Annotated in this window: 24 protein-coding genes and 4 tRNA genes; all 28 read right to left on the bottom strand. The window is 55.3% G+C overall.

Annotation, left to right across the window (positions count from 1 at the left end; all coding sequences use genetic code 11):
* Nucleotides 1–12 precede the first annotated feature (12 nt).
* The gene (gene rpsQ / locus IF199_RS26950; protein WP_003194644.1) at nucleotides 13–279 is read right to left on the bottom strand and encodes a 30S ribosomal protein S17; all 267 of its coding nucleotides are present in this window, start codon (nucleotides 277–279) and stop codon (nucleotides 13–15) included.
* A 2-nt stretch (nucleotides 280–281) separates the two neighbouring features.
* Nucleotides 282–473 (bottom strand): 50S ribosomal protein L29, encoded by a 192-nt coding sequence (gene rpmC, locus IF199_RS26955; RefSeq protein WP_002555481.1) that lies wholly within the window; start codon nucleotides 471–473, stop codon nucleotides 282–284.
* The gene (rplP, locus tag IF199_RS26960; RefSeq protein WP_003228729.1) at nucleotides 473–886 is read right to left on the bottom strand and encodes a 50S ribosomal protein L16; all 414 of its coding nucleotides are present in this window, start codon (nucleotides 884–886) and stop codon (nucleotides 473–475) included. The genes rpmC and rplP overlap by 1 nt, the downstream gene beginning before the upstream one ends.
* A 12-nt stretch (nucleotides 887–898) precedes the next feature.
* On the bottom strand, nucleotides 899–1,585 hold the full coding sequence (rpsC, locus tag IF199_RS26965) for a 30S ribosomal protein S3 (protein ID WP_003176422.1): 687 nt from the start codon (nucleotides 1,583–1,585) through the stop codon (nucleotides 899–901).
* A 13-nt stretch (nucleotides 1,586–1,598) separates the two neighbouring features.
* Nucleotides 1,599–1,931 (bottom strand): 50S ribosomal protein L22, encoded by a 333-nt coding sequence (gene rplV, locus IF199_RS26970; protein ID WP_003103908.1) that lies wholly within the window; start codon nucleotides 1,929–1,931, stop codon nucleotides 1,599–1,601.
* A gap of 11 nt (nucleotides 1,932–1,942) precedes the next feature.
* The gene (gene rpsS, locus IF199_RS26975; RefSeq protein ID WP_011336172.1) at nucleotides 1,943–2,218 is read right to left on the bottom strand and encodes a 30S ribosomal protein S19; all 276 of its coding nucleotides are present in this window, start codon (nucleotides 2,216–2,218) and stop codon (nucleotides 1,943–1,945) included.
* Nucleotides 2,219–2,234: 16 nt separating this feature from the next.
* Nucleotides 2,235–3,059, bottom strand: coding sequence for a 50S ribosomal protein L2 (gene rplB / locus IF199_RS26980; RefSeq protein WP_003186055.1), 825 nt, complete (start codon nucleotides 3,057–3,059; stop codon nucleotides 2,235–2,237).
* 14 nt (nucleotides 3,060–3,073) lie between these two features.
* Complete coding sequence (gene rplW, locus IF199_RS26985; RefSeq protein ID WP_002555488.1) at nucleotides 3,074–3,373, bottom strand: 50S ribosomal protein L23; 300 nt, start codon at nucleotides 3,371–3,373, stop codon at nucleotides 3,074–3,076.
* A complete protein-coding gene (gene rplD / locus IF199_RS26990; protein ID WP_003228735.1) occupies nucleotides 3,370–3,972 on the bottom strand; it encodes a 50S ribosomal protein L4 in 603 nt (200 codons plus the stop codon). The genes rplW and rplD overlap by 4 nt, the downstream gene beginning before the upstream one ends.
* A gap of 12 nt (nucleotides 3,973–3,984) precedes the next feature.
* Nucleotides 3,985–4,620 carry a 50S ribosomal protein L3 gene (gene rplC, locus IF199_RS26995; protein ID WP_007955641.1) on the bottom strand — a complete coding sequence of 212 codons (636 nt, stop codon included), beginning with the start codon at nucleotides 4,618–4,620 and terminating at the stop codon, nucleotides 3,985–3,987.
* An 80-nt stretch (nucleotides 4,621–4,700) separates the two neighbouring features.
* On the bottom strand, nucleotides 4,701–5,012 hold the full coding sequence (gene rpsJ, locus IF199_RS27000) for a 30S ribosomal protein S10 (RefSeq protein ID WP_003186070.1): 312 nt from the start codon (nucleotides 5,010–5,012) through the stop codon (nucleotides 4,701–4,703).
* 157 nt (nucleotides 5,013–5,169) lie between these two features.
* Nucleotides 5,170–6,363 (bottom strand): elongation factor Tu, encoded by a 1,194-nt coding sequence (tuf, locus tag IF199_RS27005; protein ID WP_024014521.1) that lies wholly within the window; start codon nucleotides 6,361–6,363, stop codon nucleotides 5,170–5,172.
* Between the two features lie 31 nt (nucleotides 6,364–6,394).
* The gene (gene fusA / locus IF199_RS27010; protein ID WP_096823079.1) at nucleotides 6,395–8,500 is read right to left on the bottom strand and encodes an elongation factor G; all 2,106 of its coding nucleotides are present in this window, start codon (nucleotides 8,498–8,500) and stop codon (nucleotides 6,395–6,397) included.
* Nucleotides 8,501–8,530: 30 nt separating this feature from the next.
* Nucleotides 8,531–9,004 (bottom strand): 30S ribosomal protein S7, encoded by a 474-nt coding sequence (gene rpsG / locus IF199_RS27015; RefSeq protein WP_007916467.1) that lies wholly within the window; start codon nucleotides 9,002–9,004, stop codon nucleotides 8,531–8,533.
* A 108-nt stretch (nucleotides 9,005–9,112) separates the two neighbouring features.
* Complete coding sequence (rpsL, locus tag IF199_RS27020; RefSeq protein ID WP_003186084.1) at nucleotides 9,113–9,484, bottom strand: 30S ribosomal protein S12; 372 nt, start codon at nucleotides 9,482–9,484, stop codon at nucleotides 9,113–9,115.
* A 215-nt stretch (nucleotides 9,485–9,699) separates the two neighbouring features.
* Complete coding sequence (gene rpoC / locus IF199_RS27025; protein ID WP_096823078.1) at nucleotides 9,700–13,899, bottom strand: DNA-directed RNA polymerase subunit beta'; 4,200 nt, start codon at nucleotides 13,897–13,899, stop codon at nucleotides 9,700–9,702.
* A 63-nt stretch (nucleotides 13,900–13,962) separates the two neighbouring features.
* Complete coding sequence (rpoB, locus tag IF199_RS27030) at nucleotides 13,963–18,036, bottom strand: DNA-directed RNA polymerase subunit beta (RefSeq protein WP_096823077.1); 4,074 nt, start codon at nucleotides 18,034–18,036, stop codon at nucleotides 13,963–13,965.
* Nucleotides 18,037–18,256: 220 nt separating this feature from the next.
* A complete protein-coding gene (gene rplL / locus IF199_RS27035; protein ID WP_007962228.1) occupies nucleotides 18,257–18,622 on the bottom strand; it encodes a 50S ribosomal protein L7/L12 in 366 nt (121 codons plus the stop codon).
* 74 nt (nucleotides 18,623–18,696) lie between these two features.
* Entirely contained in the window at nucleotides 18,697–19,197 is a 501-nt protein-coding gene (gene rplJ / locus IF199_RS27040) for a 50S ribosomal protein L10 (protein ID WP_085613345.1), read from the bottom strand.
* 197 nt (nucleotides 19,198–19,394) lie between these two features.
* The gene (gene rplA, locus IF199_RS27045) at nucleotides 19,395–20,090 is read right to left on the bottom strand and encodes a 50S ribosomal protein L1 (protein ID WP_003186095.1); all 696 of its coding nucleotides are present in this window, start codon (nucleotides 20,088–20,090) and stop codon (nucleotides 19,395–19,397) included.
* The gene (rplK, locus tag IF199_RS27050) at nucleotides 20,090–20,521 is read right to left on the bottom strand and encodes a 50S ribosomal protein L11 (protein ID WP_003228756.1); all 432 of its coding nucleotides are present in this window, start codon (nucleotides 20,519–20,521) and stop codon (nucleotides 20,090–20,092) included. The genes rplA and rplK overlap by 1 nt, the downstream gene beginning before the upstream one ends.
* Before the next feature lie 117 nt (nucleotides 20,522–20,638).
* A complete protein-coding gene (nusG, locus tag IF199_RS27055; protein ID WP_007957598.1) occupies nucleotides 20,639–21,172 on the bottom strand; it encodes a transcription termination/antitermination protein NusG in 534 nt (177 codons plus the stop codon).
* A 9-nt stretch (nucleotides 21,173–21,181) separates the two neighbouring features.
* Nucleotides 21,182–21,550, bottom strand: coding sequence for a preprotein translocase subunit SecE (secE, locus tag IF199_RS27060; protein ID WP_011063783.1), 369 nt, complete (start codon nucleotides 21,548–21,550; stop codon nucleotides 21,182–21,184).
* A gap of 45 nt (nucleotides 21,551–21,595) precedes the next feature.
* Nucleotides 21,596–21,671 (bottom strand) — tRNA-Trp (locus IF199_RS27065).
* A 53-nt stretch (nucleotides 21,672–21,724) separates the two neighbouring features.
* Entirely contained in the window at nucleotides 21,725–22,918 is a 1,194-nt protein-coding gene (gene tuf, locus IF199_RS27070) for an elongation factor Tu (RefSeq protein ID WP_024014521.1), read from the bottom strand.
* A gap of 84 nt (nucleotides 22,919–23,002) precedes the next feature.
* Nucleotides 23,003–23,078: transfer RNA gene (locus IF199_RS27075), tRNA-Thr, on the bottom strand.
* A gap of 26 nt (nucleotides 23,079–23,104) precedes the next feature.
* Nucleotides 23,105–23,178: transfer RNA gene (locus IF199_RS27080), tRNA-Gly, on the bottom strand.
* Nucleotides 23,179–23,203: 25 nt separating this feature from the next.
* Nucleotides 23,204–23,288: transfer RNA gene (locus IF199_RS27085), tRNA-Tyr, on the bottom strand.
* Between the last annotated feature and the right edge of the window lie 10 nt (nucleotides 23,289–23,298).

The raw sequence follows: 23,298 nt of genomic DNA on the forward strand, positions 1-23,298 counted from the left end.
GACCCCTAGCCCTTAGACTTCCACAGCGCGTTCGAGAACATCAACCAGCGCCCAAGACTTGGTCTTGGCCATCGGACGAGTTTCACGAATAGTGACTTTGTCGCCGATGTGGCACTGATTGGTTTCGTCGTGCGCGTGCAGCTTAGTCGAACGCTTAACGTATTTACCGTAGATCGGGTGCTTAACGCGACGCTCGATCAGAACGGTGATGGTTTTGTCCATCTTGTCGCTGACAACACGGCCAGTCAGCGTACGGACAGTTTTTTCGGCTTCAGCCATGATCACTTACCTGCCTGCTGGTTGAGCACAGTCTTCACGCGAGCGATGTCACGCTTAACTTGCGAGAGCAGATGAGACTGCCCCAACTGGCCAGTTGCTTTCTGCATGCGCAGATTGAACTGGTCGCGCAGCAAGCCGAGCAGTTGCTCGTTCAGCTGCTGTGCGGATTTTTCACGAAGTTCATTCGCTTTCATCACATCACCGTCCGTTTAACAAAGGAGGTGGCGAGCGGCAGCTTTGCAGCAGCCAGGGCGAAAGCCTCACGCGCCAGCTCTTCAGAAACACCCTCGATTTCATACAGGACTTTGCCTGGCTGAATCTGGGCAACCCAGTACTCCACGTTACCCTTACCTTTACCCATACGAACCTCGAGAGGTTTCTTGGAGATCGGCTTGTCCGGGAATACACGGATCCAGATCTTGCCGCCACGTTTTACGTGACGGGTCAGAGCACGACGCGCTGACTCGATCTGACGAGCGGTGAGACGACCACGAGCTACAGACTTCAGCGCGAACTCGCCGAAGCTGACTTTGCTACCGCGCAGTGCCAGACCACGGTTGTGGCCGGTCATCTGCTTGCGGAACTTCGTACGCTTTGGTTGCAACATTTGGCGTACCCCTTACTTAGCAGCTTTTTTACGAGGCGCTGGTGCTTGTGGTTTCAGTTCTTCTTGGCGACCACCAATTACTTCGCCCTTGAAGATCCAAACCTTTACACCGATCACACCGTAAGTGGTGTGAGCTTCGTAGTTGGCATAGTCGATGTCGGCACGCAGGGTGTGCAGTGGCACACGACCTTCGCGATACCATTCAGTACGTGCGATTTCAGCACCGCCGAGACGACCGCTCACTTGGATTTTGATGCCTTTGGCACCAATGCGCATGGCGTTCTGTACAGCGCGCTTCATAGCGCGACGGAACATTACGCGACGCTCCAGCTGCTGAGCTACGCTCTGCGCAACCAGCATACCGTCGAGCTCCGGCTTGCGGATCTCTTCGATATTGATGTGCACAGGCACACCCATTTGCTTGGTCAGGTCCTGACGCAGTTTCTCAACATCTTCACCTTTCTTCCCGATAACGATACCTGGACGAGCGGTGTGGATGGTGATGCGTGCAGTTTGGGCCGGACGATGGATATCGATACGGCTTACGGACGCGCTTTTTAGTTTGTCTTGGAGGTATTCACGCACCTTCAGATCAGCGAACAAGTAGTCCGCATAAGTCCGACCGTCTGCGTACCAGACGGAGGTGTGCTCCTTGACGATTCCCAGGCGAATGCCAATGGGATGTACTTTCTGACCCATCTCTTCGACTCCGTTACTTGTCAGCAACCTTGACAGTGATATGGCAAGACCGCTTGACGATGCGATCAGCACGGCCTTTGGCACGTGGCATGATGCGCTTCAGCGAACGCCCTTCGTTGACGAAAACGGTGCTGACCTTCAGGTCATCAACGTCTGCGCCTTCGTTATGCTCGGCGTTGGCTACGGCCGACTCCAGCACTTTTTTCATGATCTCGGCGGCTTTCTTACTGCTGAAAGCCAACAGGTTGAGCGCTTCGCCCACCTTCTTCCCGCGGATCTGGTCGGCGACCAAGCGGGCTTTCTGGGCGGAGATTCGAGCGCCCGACAACTTAGCGGCTACTTCCATTTCCTTACCCCTTAACGCTTGGCTTTCTTGTCTGCCACGTGCCCGCGATAGTTGCGGGTACCGGCGAACTCGCCCAGTTTGTGGCCGACCATGTCTTCGTTAACGAGAACTGGGACGTGCTGACGACCGTTGTGTACTGCGATGGTCAGACCGACCATTTGTGGCAGGATCATCGAACGACGCGACCAAGTCTTAATTGGTTTGCGATCGTTCTTTTCCGCCGCCACTTCGATCTTCTTCAGTAGGTGAAGATCAATAAAAGGACCTTTTTTCAGAGAACGTGGCACTGTCGTATCCCTCTATTTACTTGCGACGACGGACGATCATTTTGTCGGTACGCTTATTACCACGAGTCTTCGCGCCCTTAGTCGGGAAGCCCCATGGCGATACCGGATGACGACCACCAGAGGTACGACCTTCACCACCACCATGTGGGTGGTCAACCGGGTTCATGGCAACACCACGAACGGTTGGGCGAACGCCACGCCAGCGCTTGGCACCAGCTTTACCCAGCGAACGCAGGCTGTGCTCGGAGTTCGAGACTTCGCCCAGGGTCGCACGGCATTCAGCCAGTACTTTACGCATTTCACCGGAACGCAGACGCAGGGTCACGTAAACGCCTTCACGAGCGATCAGCTGAGCCGAAGCACCAGCGGAACGAGCGATTTGTGCGCCTTTACCTGGCTTCAGTTCGATGCCGTGTACGGTGCTACCAACTGGAATGTTGCGCAGTTGCAGAGCGTTGCCCGGCTTGATCGGTGCCAGAGCACCTGCGATCAGCTGGTCGCCAGCGCTCACGCCTTTAGGGGCGATGATGTAGCGACGCTCGCCATCTGCGTACAGCAGCAGAGCGATGTGAGCAGTACGGTTTGGATCGTATTCGATACGCTCGACAGTGGCAGCGATGCCATCTTTGTCGTTGCGACGGAAGTCGACCAGACGATAATGCTGCTTATGACCACCACCGATGTGACGAGTGGTAATACGGCCATTGTTGTTACGACCACCAGACTTCGATTTTTTCTCGAGCAGCGGTGCGTGAGGAGCGCCTTTATGCAGCTCCTGGTTGACCACCTTGACCACAAAACGGCGGCCAGGGGAAGTCGGTTTGCATTTAACGATTGCCATGATGCACCCCTTCCTTACTCAGCACTGCTGCTGAAATCGAGATCTTGGCCTGGCTGAAGGGAGATAACTGCCTTCTTCCAGTCATTACGCTTGCCCAGACCGCGAGCGGTGCGCTTGCTCTTACCCAGAACGTTCAGGGTAGTAACACGCTCAACTTTCACGCTGAACAGGCTTTCGACGGCCTTCTTGATTTCCAGCTTGGTTGCGTCAGTAGCAACCTTGAAAACGAACTGGCCTTTCTTGTCTGCCAGAACCGTAGCCTTCTCGGAAACGTGCGGGCCAAGCAGAACTTTAAATACGCGTTCCTGGTTCATCCCAGCAGCTCCTCGAATTTCTTCACGGCCGACACGGTGATCAACACCTTGTCGTATGCGATCAGACTAACTGGATCGGAACCTTGCACGTCACGTACATCTACGTGTGGCAGGTTGCGAGCAGCCAGGTACAGGTTCTGATCAACAGCGTCCGACACGATCAGAACGTCGGTCAGGCTCATGTTGTTCAGTTTGCCCAGCAGGTCTTTGGTTTTCGGAGTTTCAACTGCGAAATCCTGAACCACAACCAGACGATCAGTACGCACCAGCTCAGCAAGGATGGAACGCATTGCTGCGCGGTACATCTTCTTGTTCAGCTTCTGGGAGTGATCTTGTGGACGAGCTGCGAAAGTGGTGCCGCCGCCGCGCCAGATTGGGCTACGGATAGTACCGGCACGAGCACGGCCAGTACCTTTCTGACGCCATGGGCGCTTACCGCCACCACGAACGTCGGAACGGGTCTTTTGCTGCTTGCTACCTTGACGGCCGCCGGCCATGTAGGCCACGACTGCTTGGTGAACCAGCGTCTCGTTGAACTCGCCGCCAAATGTCAGTTCGGAAACTTCGATCGCTTGAGCGTCATTTACATTTAATTGCATGTCAGCTTCCCCTTAACCGCGAGCCTTGGCTGCTGGACGTACAACCAGGTTGCCGCCAGTAGCGCCAGGAACAGCACCCTTGACCAACAACAGATTGCGTTCAGCGTCCACGCGCACTACTTCCAGGGACTGCACGGTCACGCGCTCAGCGCCCATATGACCGGACATTTTTTTGCCCTTGAATACACGACCAGGAGTCTGGCACTGGCCGATAGAGCCTGGGACGCGGTGGGATACGGAGTTACCGTGGGTGTTATCTTGCCCGCGGAAATTCCAACGCTTGATCGTACCCTGGAAGCCTTTACCTTTGGACTGACCGGTTACATCAACCAGTTGACCAGCGGCGAAGATTTCAGCGTTGATCAGATCGCCGGCCTGGTACTCGCCTTCTTCAAGGCGGAATTCCATTACGGTACGACCAGCGGCAACGTTCGCTTTAGCGAAGTGGCCAGCCTGAGCAGCTGTTACACGGGAAGCACGACGCTCGCCGACAGTGACTTGCACTGCACGATAGCCATCGGTTTCTTCAGTTTTGAACTGGGTGACGCGATTCGGCTCGATCTCAATGACCGTGACCGGAATGGAGACACCTTCTTCGGTGAAAATACGGGTCATACCCGCTTTACGACCGACTACACCAATAGTCATGTTGTAAACCTCATGAGTGTACGGGGCTTTCACCCGCTATGGCCGCCCATTTCAGAGCGTTACACGACTAAGACCGAGTCTTAGCCGAGGCTGATCTGCACTTCCACACCGGCCGCAAGATCAAGCTTCATAAGTGCATCAACGGTTTTATCCGTTGGCTGGACGATGTCCAGAACGCGCTTATGAGTGCGGATTTCGTACTGGTCACGCGCGTCTTTGTTGACGTGCGGGGAAACCAGAACGGTAAACCGCTCTTTACGGGTAGGCAGTGGAATTGGACCACGCACTTGAGCACCAGTACGTTTCGCGGTTTCCACGATTTCCTGGGTTGATTGGTCGATCAGGCGATGGTCAAAAGCCTTCAACCTGATACGGATTTGCTGATTTTGCATTGGATTTCAGACTCCGGCTGCTATTCCCACCGGGCGCAATACGCCCGTTAAAAGGAGGCGCAATTCTATAGACGCCCCAGATAGGTGTCAACCCAATAAAAAAGCCCCCGCTAAGCGGGGGCTTTTTCAACTCATCAAAGCTATCTCAAAAAAGAGATTACTCGATGATTTTGGCTACGACGCCAGCGCCGACGGTACGACCGCCTTCACGGATAGCGAAACGCAGACCATCTTCCATCGCGATGGTTTTGATCAGGGTAACAGTCATCTGAATGTTGTCACCTGGCATTACCATTTCAACGCCTTCTGGCAGCTCGCAGTTACCAGTCACGTCAGTAGTACGGAAGTAGAACTGTGGACGGTAGCCTTTGAAGAACGGAGTGTGACGACCGCCTTCTTCCTTGCTCAGAACGTAAACTTCTGCGGTGAACTTGGTGTGCGGCTTAACCGAACCCGGCTTAACCAGAACCTGACCACGCTCAACGTCGTCACGCTTGGTGCCACGCAGCAGCACGCCGCAGTTCTCGCCAGCACGACCTTCGTCCAGCAGCTTGCGGAACATCTCAACACCGGTGCAGGTGGTGGTGGTGGTGTCACGCAGACCAACGATTTCCAGAGCATCTTGAACGCGAACGATACCGCGCTCGATACGACCAGTCACAACAGTACCGCGACCCGAGATCGAGAATACGTCTTCGATTGGCATCAGGAATGGCTTGTCGATCATACGAACTGGCTCAGGGATGTAGGTATCCAGAGTTTCAACCAGTTTACGAACGGCAGTGGTGCCCATTTCGTTGTCGTCTTTGCCTTCCAGCGCCATACGAGCCGAACCGATGATGATCGGAGTGTCGTCGCCTGGGAAGTCGTAGGTCGACAGCAGGTCGCGAACTTCCATCTCAACCAGTTCCAGCAGCTCAGCGTCGTCTACCAGGTCAGCCTTGTTCAGGAAAACCACGATGTACGGAACGCCTACCTGACGGGACAGCAGGATGTGCTCACGGGTTTGTGGCATCGGACCATCAGCGGCCGAGCAAACCAGGATCGCGCCGTCCATCTGGGCAGCACCGGTGATCATGTTCTTCACGTAGTCAGCGTGACCTGGGCAGTCAACGTGAGCGTAGTGACGAATAGTCGAGTTGTACTCAACGTGCGCGGTGTTGATGGTGATACCACGAGCTTTTTCTTCTGGAGCGCTGTCGATCTTGTCGAATTCAACTACGGCCGAACCGAAAACTTCGGAGCAGACGCGAGTCAGAGCAGCGGTCAGAGTGGTTTTACCGTGGTCAACGTGACCGATGGTGCCAACGTTTACGTGCGGTAGGGAACGATCAAATTTTTCTTTAGCCACGACAATTAACTCCTAGCCTAAAGGGGCTGAATCAGCCTTGTTTTTTGGTAACGGATTCGACGATGTGCGACGGAGCCGTATCGTATTTTTTGAATTCCATAGAGTAGCTTGCGCGACCCTGGGACATGGAACGGACGTCGGTCGCATAACCGAACATCTCACCCAGTGGAACCTCGGCACGGATAACCTTGCCGGACACTGTGTCTTCCATACCCTGGATCATGCCGCGACGACGGTTAAGGTCGCCCATCACATCACCCATATAGTCTTCAGGCGTAACAACCTCTACCGCCATGATCGGCTCAAGCAGCTCACCACCGCCCTTCTGGGCCAGTTGCTTGGTCGCCATGGAAGCAGCCACTTTAAACGCCATCTCGTTGGAGTCGACGTCGTGGTAAGAACCATCGAACACGGTAGCCTTCAGGCCGATCAGCGGATAGCCGGCAACAACGCCGTTCTTCATCTGCTCTTCGATACCCTTCTGGATAGCCGGGATGTATTCCTTAGGAACCACACCACCTACTACTTCGTTCACGAATTGCAGACCTTCCTGACCTTCGTCAGCAGGAGCAAAACGGATCCAGCAGTGACCGAACTGACCACGACCACCGGATTGACGAACGAACTTGCCTTCGATTTCGCAGTTCTTCGTGATGCGCTCACGGTACGAAACTTGAGGCTTGCCGATGTTGGCTTCGACGTTGAACTCACGGCGCATCCGGTCAACCAGGATGTCCAGGTGCAGCTCGCCCATGCCGGAGATGATCGTTTGACCAGTCTCTTCATCAGTTTTAACGCGGAAAGACGGGTCTTCCTGAGCAAGCTTGCCCAGAGCGATACCCATTTTTTCCTGGTCATCCTTGGTCTTAGGCTCTACGGCAACCGAAATAACCGGCTCCGGGAAGTCCATGCGAACCAGGATGATTGGCTTGTCAGCGTTGCAGAGGGTTTCACCAGTGGTGACGTCCTTCATGCCGATCAGGGCCGCGATGTCGCCAGCGCGCACTTCCTTGATCTCTTCACGGGCGTTTGCGTGCATTTGCACCATACGACCCACGCGCTCTTTCTTGCCTTTAACCGAGTTGATCACGCCGTCGCCGGAGTTCAACACGCCCGAGTAAACGCGGACGAAGGTCAAGGTACCCACGAATGGGTCGGTAGCGATCTTGAACGCCAGGGCCGCGAACGGCTCGTCGTCGCTTGCGTGACGCTCCATTTCCTCTTCCTCGTTATCAGGGTTGGAACCCTTGATAGCAGGAATGTCGGTCGGAGCAGGCAGGAAGTCGATAACGGCGTCGAGAACCAGGGGAACACCCTTGTTCTTGAAGGAAGAACCGCAAACAGCCAGAACGATTTCGCCGGCGATAGTACGTGCACGCAGAGCAGCCTTGATCTCTTCGATCGACAGCTCTTCGCCTTCCAGGTACTTGTTCATCAGGTCTTCGTTGGCTTCGGCAGCAGCCTCAACCATGTTGTTGCGCCACTCAGCAGCCAGCTCAGCCATGTCCGCAGGAATTTCCTTGCGAACCGGAACCATACCCTTGTCAGAGTCGTTCCAGTAAACGGCTTGCATGTTGATCAGGTCGATCTGGCCCTGGAAGTTGTCTTCCGAACCGATAGCCAGCTGGATCGGCACCGGAGTGTGACCCAGACGCTGTTTGATCTGACCGATCACGCGCAGGAAGTTGGCACCAGCACGGTCCATCTTGTTTACGTAAACAAGACGTGGAACGCCGTATTTGTTGGCCTGACGCCATACGGTTTCCGACTGAGGCTCAACACCCGAAGTACCGCAGAACACAACGACAGCGCCGTCGAGTACGCGCAGGGAACGTTCTACTTCAATGGTGAAGTCTACGTGGCCCGGGGTATCGATTACGTTGAAGCGATGCTCGTGAGCGTACTGCTTCTCGGAACCTTTCCAGAAGGCGGTAATGGCAGCAGAAGTAATGGTAATACCACGCTCCTGCTCCTGAACCATCCAGTCTGTGGTCGCGGCGCCGTCATGCACCTCGCCCATTTTGTGACTTTTGCCAGTGTAAAAAAGGACGCGCTCGGTGGTGGTGGTTTTACCAGCATCCACGTGAGCGACGATACCGATGTTACGGTAGCGACTAATCGGAGTAGTACGAGCCATAAAGCCCTCGCAAAATTAGTGAAGCTAAAATTAGAAGCGGTAGTGCGAGAAAGCTTTGTTAGCTTCGGCCATACGGTGCACGTCTTCACGCTTCTTAACAGCAGCACCTTTACCTTCAGCAGCATCCAGCAGCTCGCCAGCCAAGCGCAGAGCCATAGACTTCTCGCCGCGCTTACGGGCGAAGTCTACCAACCAGCGCATTGCCAGAGCGTTACGACGGGACGGACGAACTTCGACCGGAACCTGGTAAGTAGCACCACCAACGCGGCGCGACTTCACTTCGACCAGCGGAGCGATGGCGTCGAGTGCTTTTTCGAAGAGTTCCAGGGGATCGGTGCCAGCCTTACGGGTCGCAACGGTTTCCAGGGCACCATAAACGATACGCTCGGCAACGGCTTTCTTGCCGCTTTCCATAACGTGGTTCATGAATTTGGCGAGGATTTGGCTTCCGTATTTCGGATCGTCCAGAATCTCACGCTTTGCTGCTACGCGACGTCTTGGCATTGATAAGCCCTCAAACGGTCTTCAGGTTAGCTCGGGACAGATCCAGAGGATGCGCGCCCGACCTTACTCTTATCGACTCAATAAAATGAAAATCTGCAAAACGGCCGATTACTTCGGACGCTTGGTACCGTACTTCGAACGACCTTGGTTACGACCTTTAACACCGGAAGTATCCAGGGAGCCGCGAACGGTGTGGTAACGAACACCTGGCAAGTCTTTTACACGACCGCCGCGGATCAGTACCACGCTGTGCTCTTGCAGGTTGTGGCCTTCACCACCGATGTACGAGGAAACCTCGAAACCGTTGGTCAGACGCACACGGCATACTTTACGCAGTGCCGAGTTAGGTTTTTTCGGCGTAGTGGTGTACACACGGGTGCACACGCCACGACGTTGCGGGCAGTTCTGCAGCGCAGGTACGTCGGATTTCTCGACGATACGCTTACGCGGCTGACGTACCAGCTGGTTGATAGTTGCCATCTACTAGCTCCACTGTTGTCTTGCGACGCTATTGTCTTGCAAGAAAAGCAAAATGGCAGGAACGAATTCCCGCCAAATTTAGGGGATCAAGAGTCTAAAGAGGATCTTGTCCCCAGTCAAGGCAAGGCCCCGACCTCCCCGCTCGTCGAACCTCGACAAATTGTCTCGATTCGATGAACGGTTCGATCAGGGCCTTAGCTCATTTTTCGCAGAACTCAGTTACCGCTCGAGTTCAGCGCTTCGGTCAGTGCAGCTTCCACTTCACTGGCGCTTACGCGCAACGGCTTGTCTGCATCACGGCGACGTTTACGCTCGCTGTGATAAGCCAGACCGGTACCAGCCGGGATCAGACGACCCACGACCACGTTTTCTTTCAGGCCGCGCAGGTAATCGCGCTTGCCGGTTACGGCCGCTTCGGTCAGTACGCGGGTGGTTTCCTGGAAGGAAGCCGCGGAGATGAACGATTCGGTCGACAACGACGCCTTGGTGATACCCAGCAGAACGCGGGTGAACTTGGAGACAAACTTGTCTTCCGCGTTCAGACGCTCGTTCTCTACCAGTACGTGAGTCAGTTCCATCTGGTCGCCCTTGATGAAGCTGGAATCGCCGGACTCGGAGATCTCAACTTTACGCAGCATCTGACGCAGGATGGTCTCGATGTGCTTGTCGTTGATCTTCACGCCTTGCAGACGGTAAACGTCCTGGATCTCGTTAACGATGTACTTGGCCAGCGCGCTCACACCCAGCAGACGCAGGATGTCGTGCGGATCGCTCGGGCCGTCGGAGATAACTTCGCCGCGGTTTACCTGTTCGCCTTCGAACACGTTCAGGTGACGCCACTTCGGAATCAGCTCTTCATACGGATCGCTACCGTCGTTCGGAGTGATGACCAGACGGCGCTTGCCCTTGGTCTCTTTACCGAACGCGATGGTGCCGCTGACTTCAGCCAGAATCGACGCTTCTTTCGGACGACGGGCTTCGAACAGGTCGGCAACACGCGGCAGACCACCGGTGATGTCACGGGTTTTCGAAGTTTCTTGCGGGATACGAGCGATAACATCACCGATCGCAATCTTCGCACCGTCCGCAACACCGACCAAGGCGTTGGCTGGCAGGAAGTACTGAGCGATAACGTCAGTGCCTGGCAGCAACAGATCCTTGCCGTTGTCATCGACCATCTTCACCGCAGGACGGATGTCCTTGCCGGCAGCCGGACGGTCTTTGGCATCGAGTACTTCAATGTTGGTCATACCGGTCAATTCGTCAGTCTGACGCTTGATCGTGATGCCTTCTTCCATGCCCACGTAGGTCACGGTACCTTTCATTTCGGTAACGATCGGGTGAGTGTGCGGATCCCACTTGGCCACGATTGCGCCAGCGTCGACCTTGTCACCTTCTTTAACCGAAATCACAGCACCGTACGGCAGCTTGTAACGCTCGCGCTCACGACCGAAGTCATCAGCGATTGCCAGCTCACCGGAACGGGACACAGCAACCAGGTTGCCATCCACACGCTCAACGTGTTTCAGGTTGTGCAGACGGACGGTACCGCCATTCTTCACCTGAACGCTGTCGGCTGCGGAAGTACGGCTTGCCGCACCACCGATGTGGAACGTACGCATCGTCAGCTGGGTACCCGGCTCACCGATGGACTGGGCAGCGATAACGCCGACCGCTTCACCGATGTTCACCTGGTGACCACGAGCCAGGTCACGGCCGTAGCACTTGGCGCAAATGCCATAGCGGGTTTCGCAGCTGATCGGCGAACGCACGATCACTTCGTCGATGCTGTTCAGCTCGATGAACTCGACCCACTTCTCGTCTACCAGGGTGCCAGCAGGAACGATGACGTCCTCGGTACCCGGCTTGAATACGTCACGGGCGATAACACGACCCAATACGCGCTCACCCAACGGCTCTACAACGTCACCGCCTTCAATGTGCGGAGTCATCAGCAGACCGTGTTCGGTGCCGCAATCGATCTCGGTTACAACCAGATCCTGCGCAACGTCTACCAGACGACGAGTCAGGTAACCGGAGTTCGCAGTTTTCAACGCGGTATCCGCCAGACCTTTACGAGCACCGTGAGTGGAGATGAAGTACTGAAGTACGCTCAAACCTTCACGGAAGTTCGCAGTAATCGGCGTTTCAATGATGGAACCGTCCGGCTTGGCCATCAGACCACGCATACCGGCCAGCTGACGGATCTGTGCTGCGGAACCCCGCGCACCCGAGTCAGCCATCATGTACATCGAGTTGAACGACTCTTGATCGACTTCGACGCCGTGACGGTCGATGACTTTCTCTTTCGAGAGGTTGGCCATCATCGCCTTGGAGACTTCGTCGTTCGCTTTCGACCAAAGGTCGATCACTTTGTTGTACTTCTCGCCCTGGGTTACCAGGCCGGAGGCGTACTGGCTTTCGATCTCTTTCACTTCGTCGGTGGCTGCACCGATGATGCGGGCTTTTTCATCCGGGATAACGAAGTCGTTAACACCGATGGAAACGCCGGAGATGGTCGAGTAGGCAAAACCGGTGTACATCAACTGGTCAGCGAAGATCACGGTCTCTTTCAGACCAACCACGCGGTAGCACTGGTTGATCAGCTTGGAGATCGCCTTTTTCTTCATCGGCAGGTTGACGACGTCGAACGACAGACCTTTTGGCACAACCTGGAACAGCAGCGCACGGCCGACAGTGGTGTCGACGATACGGGTACCGCTCACGCTGTTGCCATCACGATCGTTCACGGTTTCGTTGATACGAACCTTGATCTTGGCGTGCAGTGCGGCTTCGCCGGCACGGAACACACGGTCAACTTCCTGCAGATCCGCGAACACACGACCTTCGCCCTTGGCGTTGATCGCTTCACGAGTCATGTAGTACAGACCCAATACAACGTCCTGCGACGGAACGATGATTGGCTCACCGTTGGCTGGCGACAGAATGTTGTTGGTCGACATCATCAACGCACGCGCTTCGAGCTGGGCTTCCAGCGTCAGCGGTACGTGCACGGCCATTTGGTCGCCGTCGAAGTCGGCGTTATACGCGGCGCAGACCAGAGGGTGCAGCTGGATAGCCTTACCTTCGATCAGTACCGGTTCAAACGCCTGGATACCCAGACGGTGAAGGGTCGGTGCACGGTTGAGAAGAACCGGGTGTTCGCGAATCACTTCAGCGAGAACGTCCCAAACTTCCGGCAGCTCGCGCTCGACCATTTTCTTGGCCGCTTTGATGGTGGTCGCCAGACCACGCATTTCCAGCTTGCCGAAAATGAACGGCTTGAACAGCTCGAGAGCCATCTTCTTCGGCAGACCGCACTGGTGCAGACGCAGGGTCGGGCCTACGGTAATTACCGAACGACCGGAGTAGTCAACACGCTTACCGAGCAAGTTCTGACGGAAACGACCTTGCTTACCCTTGATCATGTCAGCCAGGGATTTCAGAGGACGCTTGTTCGAACCGGTGATAGCGCGGCCACGACGACCGTTGTCGAGCAGTGCGTCGACAGCTTCCTGCAACATACGCTTTTCGTTGCGCACGATGATGTCCGGAGCGGACAGATCCAGCAGGCGCTTCAAACGGTTGTTACGGTTGATCACTCGACGATACAGATCGTTGAGGTCGGAAGTCGCGAAACGACCGCCATCCAGCGGGACCAGTGGACGCAGATCTGGCGGCAGAACCGGCAGAACGGTCAGCACCATCCACTCTGGCAGGTTGCCGGAACCCTGGAAGGCTTCCATCAACTTCAGACGCTTGGACAGCTTCTTGATCTTGGTTTCGGAGTTGGTTTGCGGAATTTCTTCACGCAGACGGCCGATCTCGTGTTCCAGGTCGATAGCGTGCAGCAGTTCACGGACAGCTTCAGCACCCATGCGGGCGTCGAAGTCATCACCGAACTCTTCCAGCGCTTCGAAGTACTGCTCGTCGTTCAGCAGCTGACCTTTTTCAAGAGTGGTCATGCCCGGATCGATAACGACATAGCTCTCGAAGTAGAGAACGCGTTCGATATCACGCAGGGTCATGTCCATCAGCAGGCCGATACGGGACGGCAGCGATTTCAGGAACCAGATGTGGGCAACCGGCGAAGCCAGTTCGATGTGCGCCATGCGCTCACGACGAACCTTGGCCAGTGCAACTTCAACGCCGCACTTCTCGCAGATCACACCACGATGCTTCAAGCGCTTGTACTTACCGCACAGGCACTCGTAATCCTTTACCGGGCCAAAGATCTTGGCGCAGAACAGACCGTCACGCTCGGGTTTGAACGTACGGTAGTTGATGGTTTCCGGCTTTTTAACTTCACCGAACGACCACGAGCGGATCATCTCAGGCGAGGCCAATCCGATACGGATGGCGTCGAACTCTTCGACTTGACCCTGGTTTTTCAGCAAATTCAGTAGGTCTTTCAAGGCCTTTCCTCCTGGCGGAGCAGAGAGCGGGCAATCCTGCCCCGCTCTCGATCGCGTCACGTGTTATTCGGTTTCCAGATCGATATCGATGCCGAGGGAACGAATTTCCTTGATCAACACGTTGAAGGACTCGGGCATGCCCGGCTCCATACGGTGATCGCCGTCCACGATGTTTTTGTACATCTTGGTCCGGCCGTTCACATCGTCCGACTTCACTGTGAGCATTTCTTGCAGAGTGTAAGCAGCACCGTATGCTTCCAGTGCCCAGACCTCCATCTCCCCGAAACGCTGACCACCGAACTGTGCCTTACCACCCAGCGGCTGCTGGGTAACCAGGCTGTACGAACCGGTAGAACGCGCGTGCATCTTGTCGTCTACCAAGTGGTTCAGCTTCAGCATGTACATGTAGCCAACGGTAACTGGACGCTCGAACTTGTTGCCGGTACGGCCGTCGGTCAGCTGCATCTGGCCGCTTTCTGGCAGGTCCGCCAGTTTCAGCATGGCCTTGATTTCGCTTTCCTTGGCACCGTCGAACACTGGAGTGGCCATTGGAACACCGCCACGCAGGTTCTTCGCCAGATCCAGGATTTCCTGATCGGAGAAGCTGTCCAGATCTTCGTTACGACCGCCGATCTGGTTGTAGATCTCGTCCAGGAAGGTACGCAGTTCAGCGACTTTACGCTGCTCTTCGACCATCCGGTTGATCTTCTCGCCCAGGCCTTTGGCCGCGAGGCCCAGGTGGGTTTCAAGGATCTGACCAACGTTCATACGCGAAGGTACGCCCAGCGGGTTGAGGACCACGTCGACCGGTGTGCCATTGGCATCGTGCGGCATGTCTTCAACCGGCATGATCACGGAGACCACACCTTTGTTACCGTGACGACCGGCCATCTTGTCGCCCGGCTGGATGCGACGACGGATTGCCAGGTAAACCTTGACGATCTTCAGCACGCCTGGAGCCAGGTCATCGCCCTGCTGCAGTTTGCGCTTCTTGTCTTCGAACTTGTCGTCCAGCAGACGGCGACGATCAACGATGTAGGCCTGAGCCTTCTCGAGCTGCTCGTTCAGAGCATCTTCAGCCATGCGCAGTTTGAACCACTGACCATGCTCAAGACCGTCGAGTACTTCGTCGGTGATGTCCTGACCTTTCTTCAGGCCCGCGCCGCCTTCAGCCTTGTGGCCTACCAGAGCGGAACGCAGACGTTCGAAGGTCGCGCCTTCAACGATGCGGAACTCTTCGTTCAGATCCTTGCGGATCTCGTCCAGCTGGGTCTTCTCGATCGACAAGGCACGAGCATCACGCTCAACGCCGTCACGAGTGAAGACCTGCACGTCGATGACAGTACCTTTGGTACCGGTAGGTACACGCAGGGAAGTGTCTTTAACGTCGCTGGCTTTTTCACCGAAGATCGCACGCAGCAGTTTTTCTTCCGGAGTCAGTTGGGTCTCGCCTTTCGGAGTGACCTTACCTACCAGGATGTCGCCTGCGCCAACTTCAGCACCTACGTAAACGATACCGGCTTCGTCCAGTTTGTTCAGTGCAGCTTCACCCACGTTCGGGATGTCCGCAGTGATTTCCTCTGGGCCAAGCTTGGTGTCACGAGCCACGCAGGTCAGTTCCTGGATGTGGATCGTGGTGAAGCGGTCTTCCTGAACCACACGCTCGGACAGGCAGATGGAGTCTTCGAAGTTGAAGCCGTTCCATGCCATGAACGCGATGCGCATGTTCTGACCCAGTGCCAGTTCACCCATATCGGTGGACGGGCCGTCGGCCATGATGTCGCTACGCTGAACGCGATCACCCTTGCTCACCAGCGGACGCTGGTTGATGCAGGTGTTCTGGTTCGAGCGGGTGTATTTGGTCAGGTTGTAGATGTCGACACCGGCTTCACCGGTTTCAACTTCGTCATCGGCAACACGAACCACGATACGGCTGGCATCAACGGAGTCGATCACGCCGCCACGACGAGCCACGACGCAAACGCCGGAGTCGCGAGCCACGTTACGCTCCATGCCGGTACCTACCAGCGGCTTGTCAGCACGCAGGGTTGGTACAGCTTGACGCTGCATGTTCGAACCCATCAACGCACGGTTGGCGTCATCGTGCTCGAGGAACGGAATCAGCGACGCTGCAACCGAAACTACCTGCTTCGGCGAAACGTCCATCAAGGTGACTTCTTCAGGCGCCTTGACGGTGAACTCGTTCAGGTGACGTACGGCTACCAGTTCGTCGATCAGGACTTTCTGGTCGTTCATGGTCGCCGAAGCCTGCGCGATCACGTGATCGGCTTCTTCAATAGCGGACAGGAACACGATCTCGTCGGTAACCACACCCTCTTTCACCACACGGTACGGGCTTTCGAGGAAGCCGTACTGGTTGGTGCGAGCGTAAGCAGCCAGGGAGTTGATCAGACCGATGTTCGGACCTTCCGGCGTTTCAATCGGGCAGACACGACCGTAGTGAGTCGGGTGTACGTCACGAACTTCGAAGCCCGCGCGCTCACGAGTCAGACCGCCAGGGCCGAGTGCAGAAACACGACGCTTGTGGGTAATCTCGGACAGCGGGTTGTTCTGGTCCATGAACTGCGAGAGCTGGCTGGAACCGAAGAACTCCTTCACCGCCGCAGCCACAGGCTTGGCGTTGATCAGGTCTTGCGGCATCAGGCCTTCGCTTTCGGCCATCGACAGACGCTCTTTGACCGCACGCTCAACACGTACCAGGCCAACGCGGAACTGGTTCTCGGCCATTTCGCCTACGCAGCGAACACGACGGTTACCCAGGTGGTCGATGTCGTCGACGATGCCTTTACCGTTACGGATGTCGACCAGAGTCTTCAGTACCGCGACGATATCTTCCTTGCACAGCACGCCCGAACCTTCGATCTCGGTACGACCGATACGACGGTTGAACTTCATCCGGCCGACCGCAGACAGGTCATAACGCTCAGGGCTGAAGAACAGGTTGTTGAACAGGGTTTCGGCAGCGTCTTTGGTTGGCGGCTCACCTGGACGCATCATGCGATAGATTTCGACCAGCGCTTCCAATTGGTTGCTGGTGGAGTCGATCTTCAGAGTATCGGAGACGAACGGACCGCAGTCGATGTCGTTGGTGTACAGCGTTTCGATGCGAACGACGCCGGCCTTGGCGATTTTCGCCAGGACTTCAGTCGACAGCTCGGTGTTGCACTCTGCCAGGATTTCGCCGGTAGCCGGATGCACGATGACCTTGGCGGTGGTGCGACCCAGGACGTAGTCCAGAGGCACGTCCAGCTCTTTGATCCCGGCTTTTTCCAGCTGGTTGATGTGACGGGCAGTGATACGACGACCCTGCTCGACAATTACCTTGCCTTTGTCATCCTGGATATCGAGGACAGCAACTTCACCGCGCAGGCGCTGAGGCACCAGCTCCAGGCTCAGGGTCTCGCCCTTAACGTGGAATACGTTGGTGGTGTAGAAAGCATCCAGCACTTCTTCGGTGGTATAGCCGAGCGCGCGCAGCAGAACCGAGGCCGGCAGCTTGCGACGACGGTCGATACGTACGAATACGCAGTCCTTCGGGTCGAACTCGAAGTCCAGCCACGAACCGCGGTAAGGAATGATGCGCGCGGAGTACAGCAGTTTGCCGGAGCTGTGCGTCTTGCCACGGTCGTGGTCGAAGAACACGCCCGGGGAGCGGTGCAACTGGGAAACGATTACACGCTCGGTACCGTTGATTACGAAGGTACCGTTCTCAGTCATCAGGGGGATTTCACCCATGTAGACTTCTTGCTCTTTGATGTCCTTGATCGCTTTGTTCGACGACTCTTTGTCGAAAATGATCAGGCGCACTTTTACCCGCAAAGGTACGGCGAAAGTTACACCGCGCAATACGCATTCTTTGACATCAAATGCCGGTTCGCCCAGGCGATAACCGACGTACTCCAGCGCAGCATTGCCGGAGTAGCTGATGATCGGGAAAACGGATTTGAAGGCCGCATGCAGGCCCACGTCGCGGAACTGATCTTTAGTCGCTCCCGCTTGCAAGAATTCACGATACGAATCCAGCTGGATGGCCAGGAGGTAAGGCACATCCATGACGTCCGGCAACTTGCTAAAGTCCTTGCGGATACGTTTTTTCTCAGTATATGAGTAAGCCATCAGCGTTCCCCAGCTTGGTCACCTGCTTGTTTGGCCCCTCCCGACGGGAGCAGCCAGAAAATCGTGCAAACCCCATGGTTTGCGCCACCGCATCGGGTGGTTACAGCTCGTTATCAGCACCGACCCAGTCGGCTGCCAATAACGGAAAAAGGCCGGTGGCAAGAGCCACCAGCCATCAGCCTGTCGCTTGACGCTCGGGCTGGAGGAGCAAAGTCGATACTTATTTCAGCTCGACTTTAGCGCCTGCTTCTTCCAGCTTCTTCTTGGCGTCTTCAGCAGCTTCTTTCGAAACGCCTTCAGCTACAACCTGAGGAGCGCCGTCTACTTTCTCTTTGGCTTCTTTCAGGCCCAGACCGGTCAGTTCACGAACTGCCTTGATCACGTTAACCTTCTTCTCGCCAGCTTCCAGCAGAACAACGTTGAACTCGGTTTGCTCTTCAACAGCAGCAGCAGCTACAGCTGGGCCAGCCGAAGCAGCAGCAGCGGTAACACCGAAGGTTTCTTCCATCGCTTTGATCAGCTCAACGATTTCCACTACGGATTTCTGGCCGATTGCTTCGATGATTTGTTCGTTAGTCAGAGACATGACTCAATTCCTGAATTGGGGGACGGCCTACGCGACCATCGAAATAAACAAAAAACGCGAGAAGCTGACAAGCCTTAGGCTGCAGCAGCTTCTTTCTGGTCGCGAATTGCCGCCAGAGTACGAGCCAATTTGCTGGTAGCGCCTTGAATCACGCTCATCAGCTGGGAAATTGCTTCGTCACGGGTCGGCAGAGTTGCCAGAACGTCGATCTGATTAGCTGCGAGGAACTTGCCCTCGAACGCAGCTGCCTTGATCTCGAACTTGTCCTGACCCTTCGAAAACTCTTTGAAAATACGAGCAGCAGCGCCCGGATGTTCGTTCGAGAATGCGATCAGGGTCGGGCCGGTGAACACGTCGTTGAGGACACTGTATTGAGTGTCAGCAACAGCGCGCTTGAGCAGGGTGTTACGTACAACACGTACGTAAACGCCAGCTTCACGAGCCTCTTTACGGAGTCCGGTCATTGCGCCTACTGTTACGCCACGGGCATCAACCACGACAGCGGACAGAGCGACTTTGGCAGCCTCGTTGACTTCAGCGACGATGGCCTTCTTGTCTTCGAGATTAATTGCCACGGGTTTAACTCCTGCTTGTTACCGTTTCACTCGATCGAAACCGAATGTCGTTTTGGTGTCTGATTCGGTAAGGAACCGGGAGCACCATCTGCGTAGGCTTGAGGTTTAAGACTTGCGCCGCCTACGGTCTTGGATAGCCCCCGCCAGGCAGGGACCCCAATCTTTCGATTGGCACGATAACTCGTGCCAATTTTGTCTTACGCGTCCAGCGAGCTCTGGTCGATGACCAGACCTGGGCCCATAGTGGTGCTCAGGGTAACGCGCTTGACGTAGATACCTTTCGAGGAAGCTGGCTTGATACGCTTCAGATCAGCGATCAGGGCTTCAACGTTTTCCTTCAGCTTGACGGCATCGAAGCCGATCTTGCCAACGGAAGTGTGGATGATGCCGTTTTTGTCGGTGCGATAACGAACCTGACCAGCCTTGGCGTTTTTAACCGCGGTGGCTACGTCTGGAGTTACGGTGCCGACTTTCGGGTTAGGCATCAGGCCACGTGGACCGAGGATCTGACCCAGTTGACCTACAACGCGCATGGCATCCGGGGATGCGATCACTACGTCATAGTTCAGGTCGCCGCCTTTCATTTCGGCAGCCAGGTCGTCCATACCTACACGGTCAGCGCCGGCAGCCAGAGCGGCTTCAGCAGCTGGACCCTGGGTGAACACAGCAACGCGAACGGTCTTGCCAGTGCCGTGTGGCAGCACAGTAGCGCTACGAACGACCTGGTCGGATTTACGCGGGTCTACGCCCAGGTTTACAGCAACGTCAAACGACTCGCTGAACTTGACAGTCGACAGCTCGGCCAGCAGTGCAGCGGCGTCTACAAAGTTGTAGGCCTTGCCTGCTTCGATTTTGCCGGCGATAGCCTTTTGACGCTTGGTCAGCTTAGCCATTACACACCCTCCACGTTAAGGCCCATGCTACGAGCAGAACCGGCGATAGTACGCACGGCTGCATCCATATCAGCTGCAGTCAGATCCGCGTTTTTGGTTTTCGCGATTTCTTCCAGCTGAGCACGGGTAACAGTGCCAACCTTAACGGTGTTCGGACGAGCGGAACCGCTGGTCAGACCGGCCGCCTTCTTCAGCAGAACCGAAGCAGGGGTGGATTTGGTTTCGAAAGTGAAGCTACGGTCGCTGTAGACAGTGATGATCACTGGAGTCGGCAGACCAGCTTCCAGACCCTGGGTACGGGCGTTGAAAGCTTTGCAGAATTCCATGATGTTCACGCCGTGCTGACCCAGAGCAGGACCAACAGGTGGACTTGGGTTAGCCTGAGCGGCCTTCACTTGCAGCTTGATGTAAGCGGTAATCTTCTTGGCCATGAGGCACTCCAATTACGGGTTCGATCGCCTCGAAAGGCTCCCCGGTTACTTGCGCGTTTATCCCAGTGACGACAAAACCCCACAGCCTATGGCTGCGGGGTTGGGATGCTTGTCCAGTTAGACCTTTTCGACCTGACTGAACTCCAACTCTACCGGAGTAGAGCGACCGAAAATGAGCACCGCCACTTGGATCCGGCTCTTTTCGTAGTTAACTTCTTCAACAACACCGTTAAAGTCAGCGAAAGGACCGTCATTGACACGAACGGTTTCACCTGGCTCGAACAACGTCTTCGGCTTCGGCTTGTCGCTACCGTCAGCAACGCGACGCAGGATCGCCTCTGCTTCTTTATCAGTGATTGGTGCAGGCTTATCAGCAGTACCGCCGATAAAACCCATCACCCGAGGAGTATCCTTGACCAAGTGCCAAGTACCCTCGTTCATATCCATCTGGACCAGCACATAGCCAGGGAAGAACTTACGTTCGCTTTTGCGCTTCTGGCCATTACGCATTTCAACCACTTCTTCAGTGGGAACCAGAATTTCGCCGAAGCCATCTTCCATGCCAGCCAGCTTTACACGCTCGATCAGCGAGCGCATTACATGCTTCTCGTAACCCGAGTAAGCATGCACAACGTACCAACGCTTAGCCACGGGACACCCTTAGCCGACAATCAAGGAAACAAGCCAGCCGAGCAGGGAATCAAGCCCCCACAACAGCAACGCCATAACCAGAACAACAGCCACAACAATCAACGTGGTCTGCGTGGTTTCTTGGCGAGTTGGCCATACGACTTTACGAATCTCGGTGCGAGCTTCCTTAACCAGTACAAAGAAAGACTTGCCCTTGGCAGTCTGCAGGCCTACAAAGGCAGCTACAGCAGCAATGACAAGCAATGCGAGTACACGGTACAGGATCGGCGAAGCAGAGTAATACTGATTGCCTACAACGCCAACAATCACCAAAGCGACCACTACAAGCCACTTAAGCAGATCGAAGCGAGAGCCTTGAGCTTCAGCCTTAGGAGTCATCTATGAAGATCCTGTGAAAAGAAAGCCAGACACACCGAGTGAATCTGGCAGGTCAGGAGGGAATCGAACCCCCAACCTACGGTTTTGGAGACCGTCGCTCTGCCAATTGAGCTACTGACCTAAAACAAAATCAGGCCGACCATTATGCCGGCCCGAAAAATACATTACAACTACTTACTCGATGATTTTGGCTACGACACCAGCGCCGACGGTACGACCGCCTTCACGGATAGCGAAACGCAGACCATCTTCCATCGCGATGGTTTTGATCAGGGTAACAGTCATCTGAATGTTGTCACCTGGCATTACCATTTCAACGCCTTCTGGCAGCTCGCAGTTACCAGTCACGTCAGTAGTACGGAAGTAGAACTGTGGACGGTAGCCTTTGAAGAACGGAGTGTGACGACCGCCTTCTTCCTTGCTCAGAACGTAAACTTCTGCGGTGAACTTGGTGTGCGGCTTAACCGAACCCGGCTTAACCAGAACCTGACCACGCTCAACGTCGTCACGCTTGGTGCCACGCAGCAGAACGCCGCAGTTCTCGCCAGCACGACCTTCGTCCAGCAGCTTGCGGAACATCTCAACACCGGTGCAGGTGGTGGTGGTGGTGTCACGCAGACCAACGATTTCCAGAGCATCTTGAACGCGAACGATACCGCGCTCGATACGACCAGTCACAACAGTACCGCGACCCGAGATCGAGAATACGTCTTCGATTGGCATCAGGAATGGCTTGTCGATCATACGAACTGGCTCAGGGATGTAGGTATCCAGAGTTTCAACCAGTTTACGAACGGCAGTGGTGCCCATTTCATTGTCGTCTTTGCCTTCCAGCGCCATACGAGCCGAACCGATGATGATCGGAGTGTCGTCGCCTGGGAAGTCGTAGGTCGACAGCAGGTCGCGAACTTCCATCTCAACCAGTTCCAGCAGCTCAGCGTCGTCTACCAGGTCAGCCTTGTTCAGGAAAACCACGATGTACGGAACGCCTACCTGACGGGACAGCAGGATGTGCTCACGGGTTTGCGGCATCGGACCATCAGCGGCCGAGCAAACCAGGATCGCGCCATCCATCTGGGCAGCACCGGTGATCATGTTCTTCACGTAGTCAGCGTGACCTGGGCAGTCAACGTGAGCGTAGTGACGAATAGTCGAGTTGTACTCAACGTGCGCGGTGTTGATGGTAATACCACGAGCCTTTTCTTCTGGAGCGCTGTCGATCTTGTCGAATTCAACTACGGCCGAACCGAAAACTTCGGAGCAGACGCGAGTCAGAGCAGCGGTCAGAGTGGTTTTACCGTGGTCAACGTGACCGATAGTTCCGACGTTGACGTGCGGTAGGGAACGATCAAATTTTTCCTTAGCCATCGATATCACCCCTCACAGAAGAAATAAGCAAACAACCCTAGCCATTAAAACAAAGGCAGATATTTTCATATCTGCCTTGTTATATGGAGCTCTTGAGCGGATTTGAACCGCTGACCTCACCCTTACCAAGGGTGTGCTCTACCAACTGAGCTACAAGAGCGTAACACTTTGCACAATCCGCAAACTTGGAGCGGGTAGCGGGAATCGAACCCGCATCATCAGCTTGGAAGGCTGAGGTTCTACCACTAAACTATACCCGCGGAGCCTGCAGCTCACGCTAAAATCTGGTGGAGGGAGAAGGATTCGAACCTTCGAAGTCGTAGACGTCAGATTTACAGTCTGATCCCTTTGGCCGCTCGGGAACCCCTCCTAATCAGGCC

The organism is Pseudomonas allokribbensis (assembly GCF_014863605.1).
Classification (GTDB): domain Bacteria; phylum Pseudomonadota; class Gammaproteobacteria; order Pseudomonadales; family Pseudomonadaceae; genus Aquipseudomonas; species Aquipseudomonas allokribbensis.

Excerpts from the sequence above, each read along its gene's own strand:
- rplL (WP_007962228.1), bottom strand. The coding sequence starts at position 18,622 with ATGTCTCTGACTAACGAACAAATCATCGAAGCAATCGGCCAGAAATCC.
- rplA (WP_003186095.1), bottom strand. The coding sequence starts at position 20,090 with ATGGCTAAGCTGACCAAGCGTCAAAAGGCTATCGCCGGCAAAATCGAA.
- rpmC (WP_002555481.1), bottom strand. The coding sequence starts at position 473 with ATGAAAGCGAATGAACTTCGTGAAAAATCCGCACAGCAGCTGAACGAG.
- rplV (WP_003103908.1), bottom strand. The coding sequence starts at position 1,931 with ATGGAAGTAGCCGCTAAGTTGTCGGGCGCTCGAATCTCCGCCCAGAAA.
- rpsJ (WP_003186070.1), bottom strand. The coding sequence starts at position 5,012 with ATGCAAAATCAGCAAATCCGTATCAGGTTGAAGGCTTTTGACCATCGC.
- secE (WP_011063783.1), bottom strand. The coding sequence starts at position 21,550 with ATGACTCCTAAGGCTGAAGCTCAAGGCTCTCGCTTCGATCTGCTTAAG.
- rpsQ (WP_003194644.1), bottom strand. The coding sequence starts at position 279 with ATGGCTGAAGCCGAAAAAACTGTCCGTACGCTGACTGGCCGTGTTGTC.
- rplK (WP_003228756.1), bottom strand. The coding sequence starts at position 20,521 with ATGGCCAAGAAGATTACCGCTTACATCAAGCTGCAAGTGAAGGCCGCT.
- rpsC (WP_003176422.1), bottom strand. The coding sequence starts at position 1,585 with ATGGGTCAGAAAGTACATCCCATTGGCATTCGCCTGGGAATCGTCAAG.
- rpoB (WP_096823077.1), bottom strand. The coding sequence starts at position 18,036 with ATGGCTTACTCATATACTGAGAAAAAACGTATCCGCAAGGACTTTAGC.
- rplD (WP_003228735.1), bottom strand. The coding sequence starts at position 3,972 with ATGCAATTAAATGTAAATGACGCTCAAGCGATCGAAGTTTCCGAACTG.
- rpsG (WP_007916467.1), bottom strand. The coding sequence starts at position 9,004 with ATGCCAAGACGTCGCGTAGCAGCAAAGCGTGAGATTCTGGACGATCCG.
- rplP (WP_003228729.1), bottom strand. The coding sequence starts at position 886 with ATGTTGCAACCAAAGCGTACGAAGTTCCGCAAGCAGATGACCGGCCAC.
- rplB (WP_003186055.1), bottom strand. The coding sequence starts at position 3,059 with ATGGCAATCGTTAAATGCAAACCGACTTCCCCTGGCCGCCGTTTTGTG.
- rplC (WP_007955641.1), bottom strand. The coding sequence starts at position 4,620 with ATGACTATTGGTGTAGTCGGTCGTAAAGCGGGTATGACCCGTATTTTC.
- fusA (WP_096823079.1), bottom strand. The coding sequence starts at position 8,500 with ATGGCTCGTACTACTCCGATTAGTCGCTACCGTAACATCGGTATCGTC.
- rpsL (WP_003186084.1), bottom strand. The coding sequence starts at position 9,484 with ATGGCAACTATCAACCAGCTGGTACGTCAGCCGCGTAAGCGTATCGTC.
- rplW (WP_002555488.1), bottom strand. The coding sequence starts at position 3,373 with ATGAACCAGGAACGCGTATTTAAAGTTCTGCTTGGCCCGCACGTTTCC.
- tuf (WP_024014521.1), bottom strand. The coding sequence starts at position 22,918 with ATGGCTAAGGAAAAATTTGATCGTTCCCTACCGCACGTCAACGTCGGA.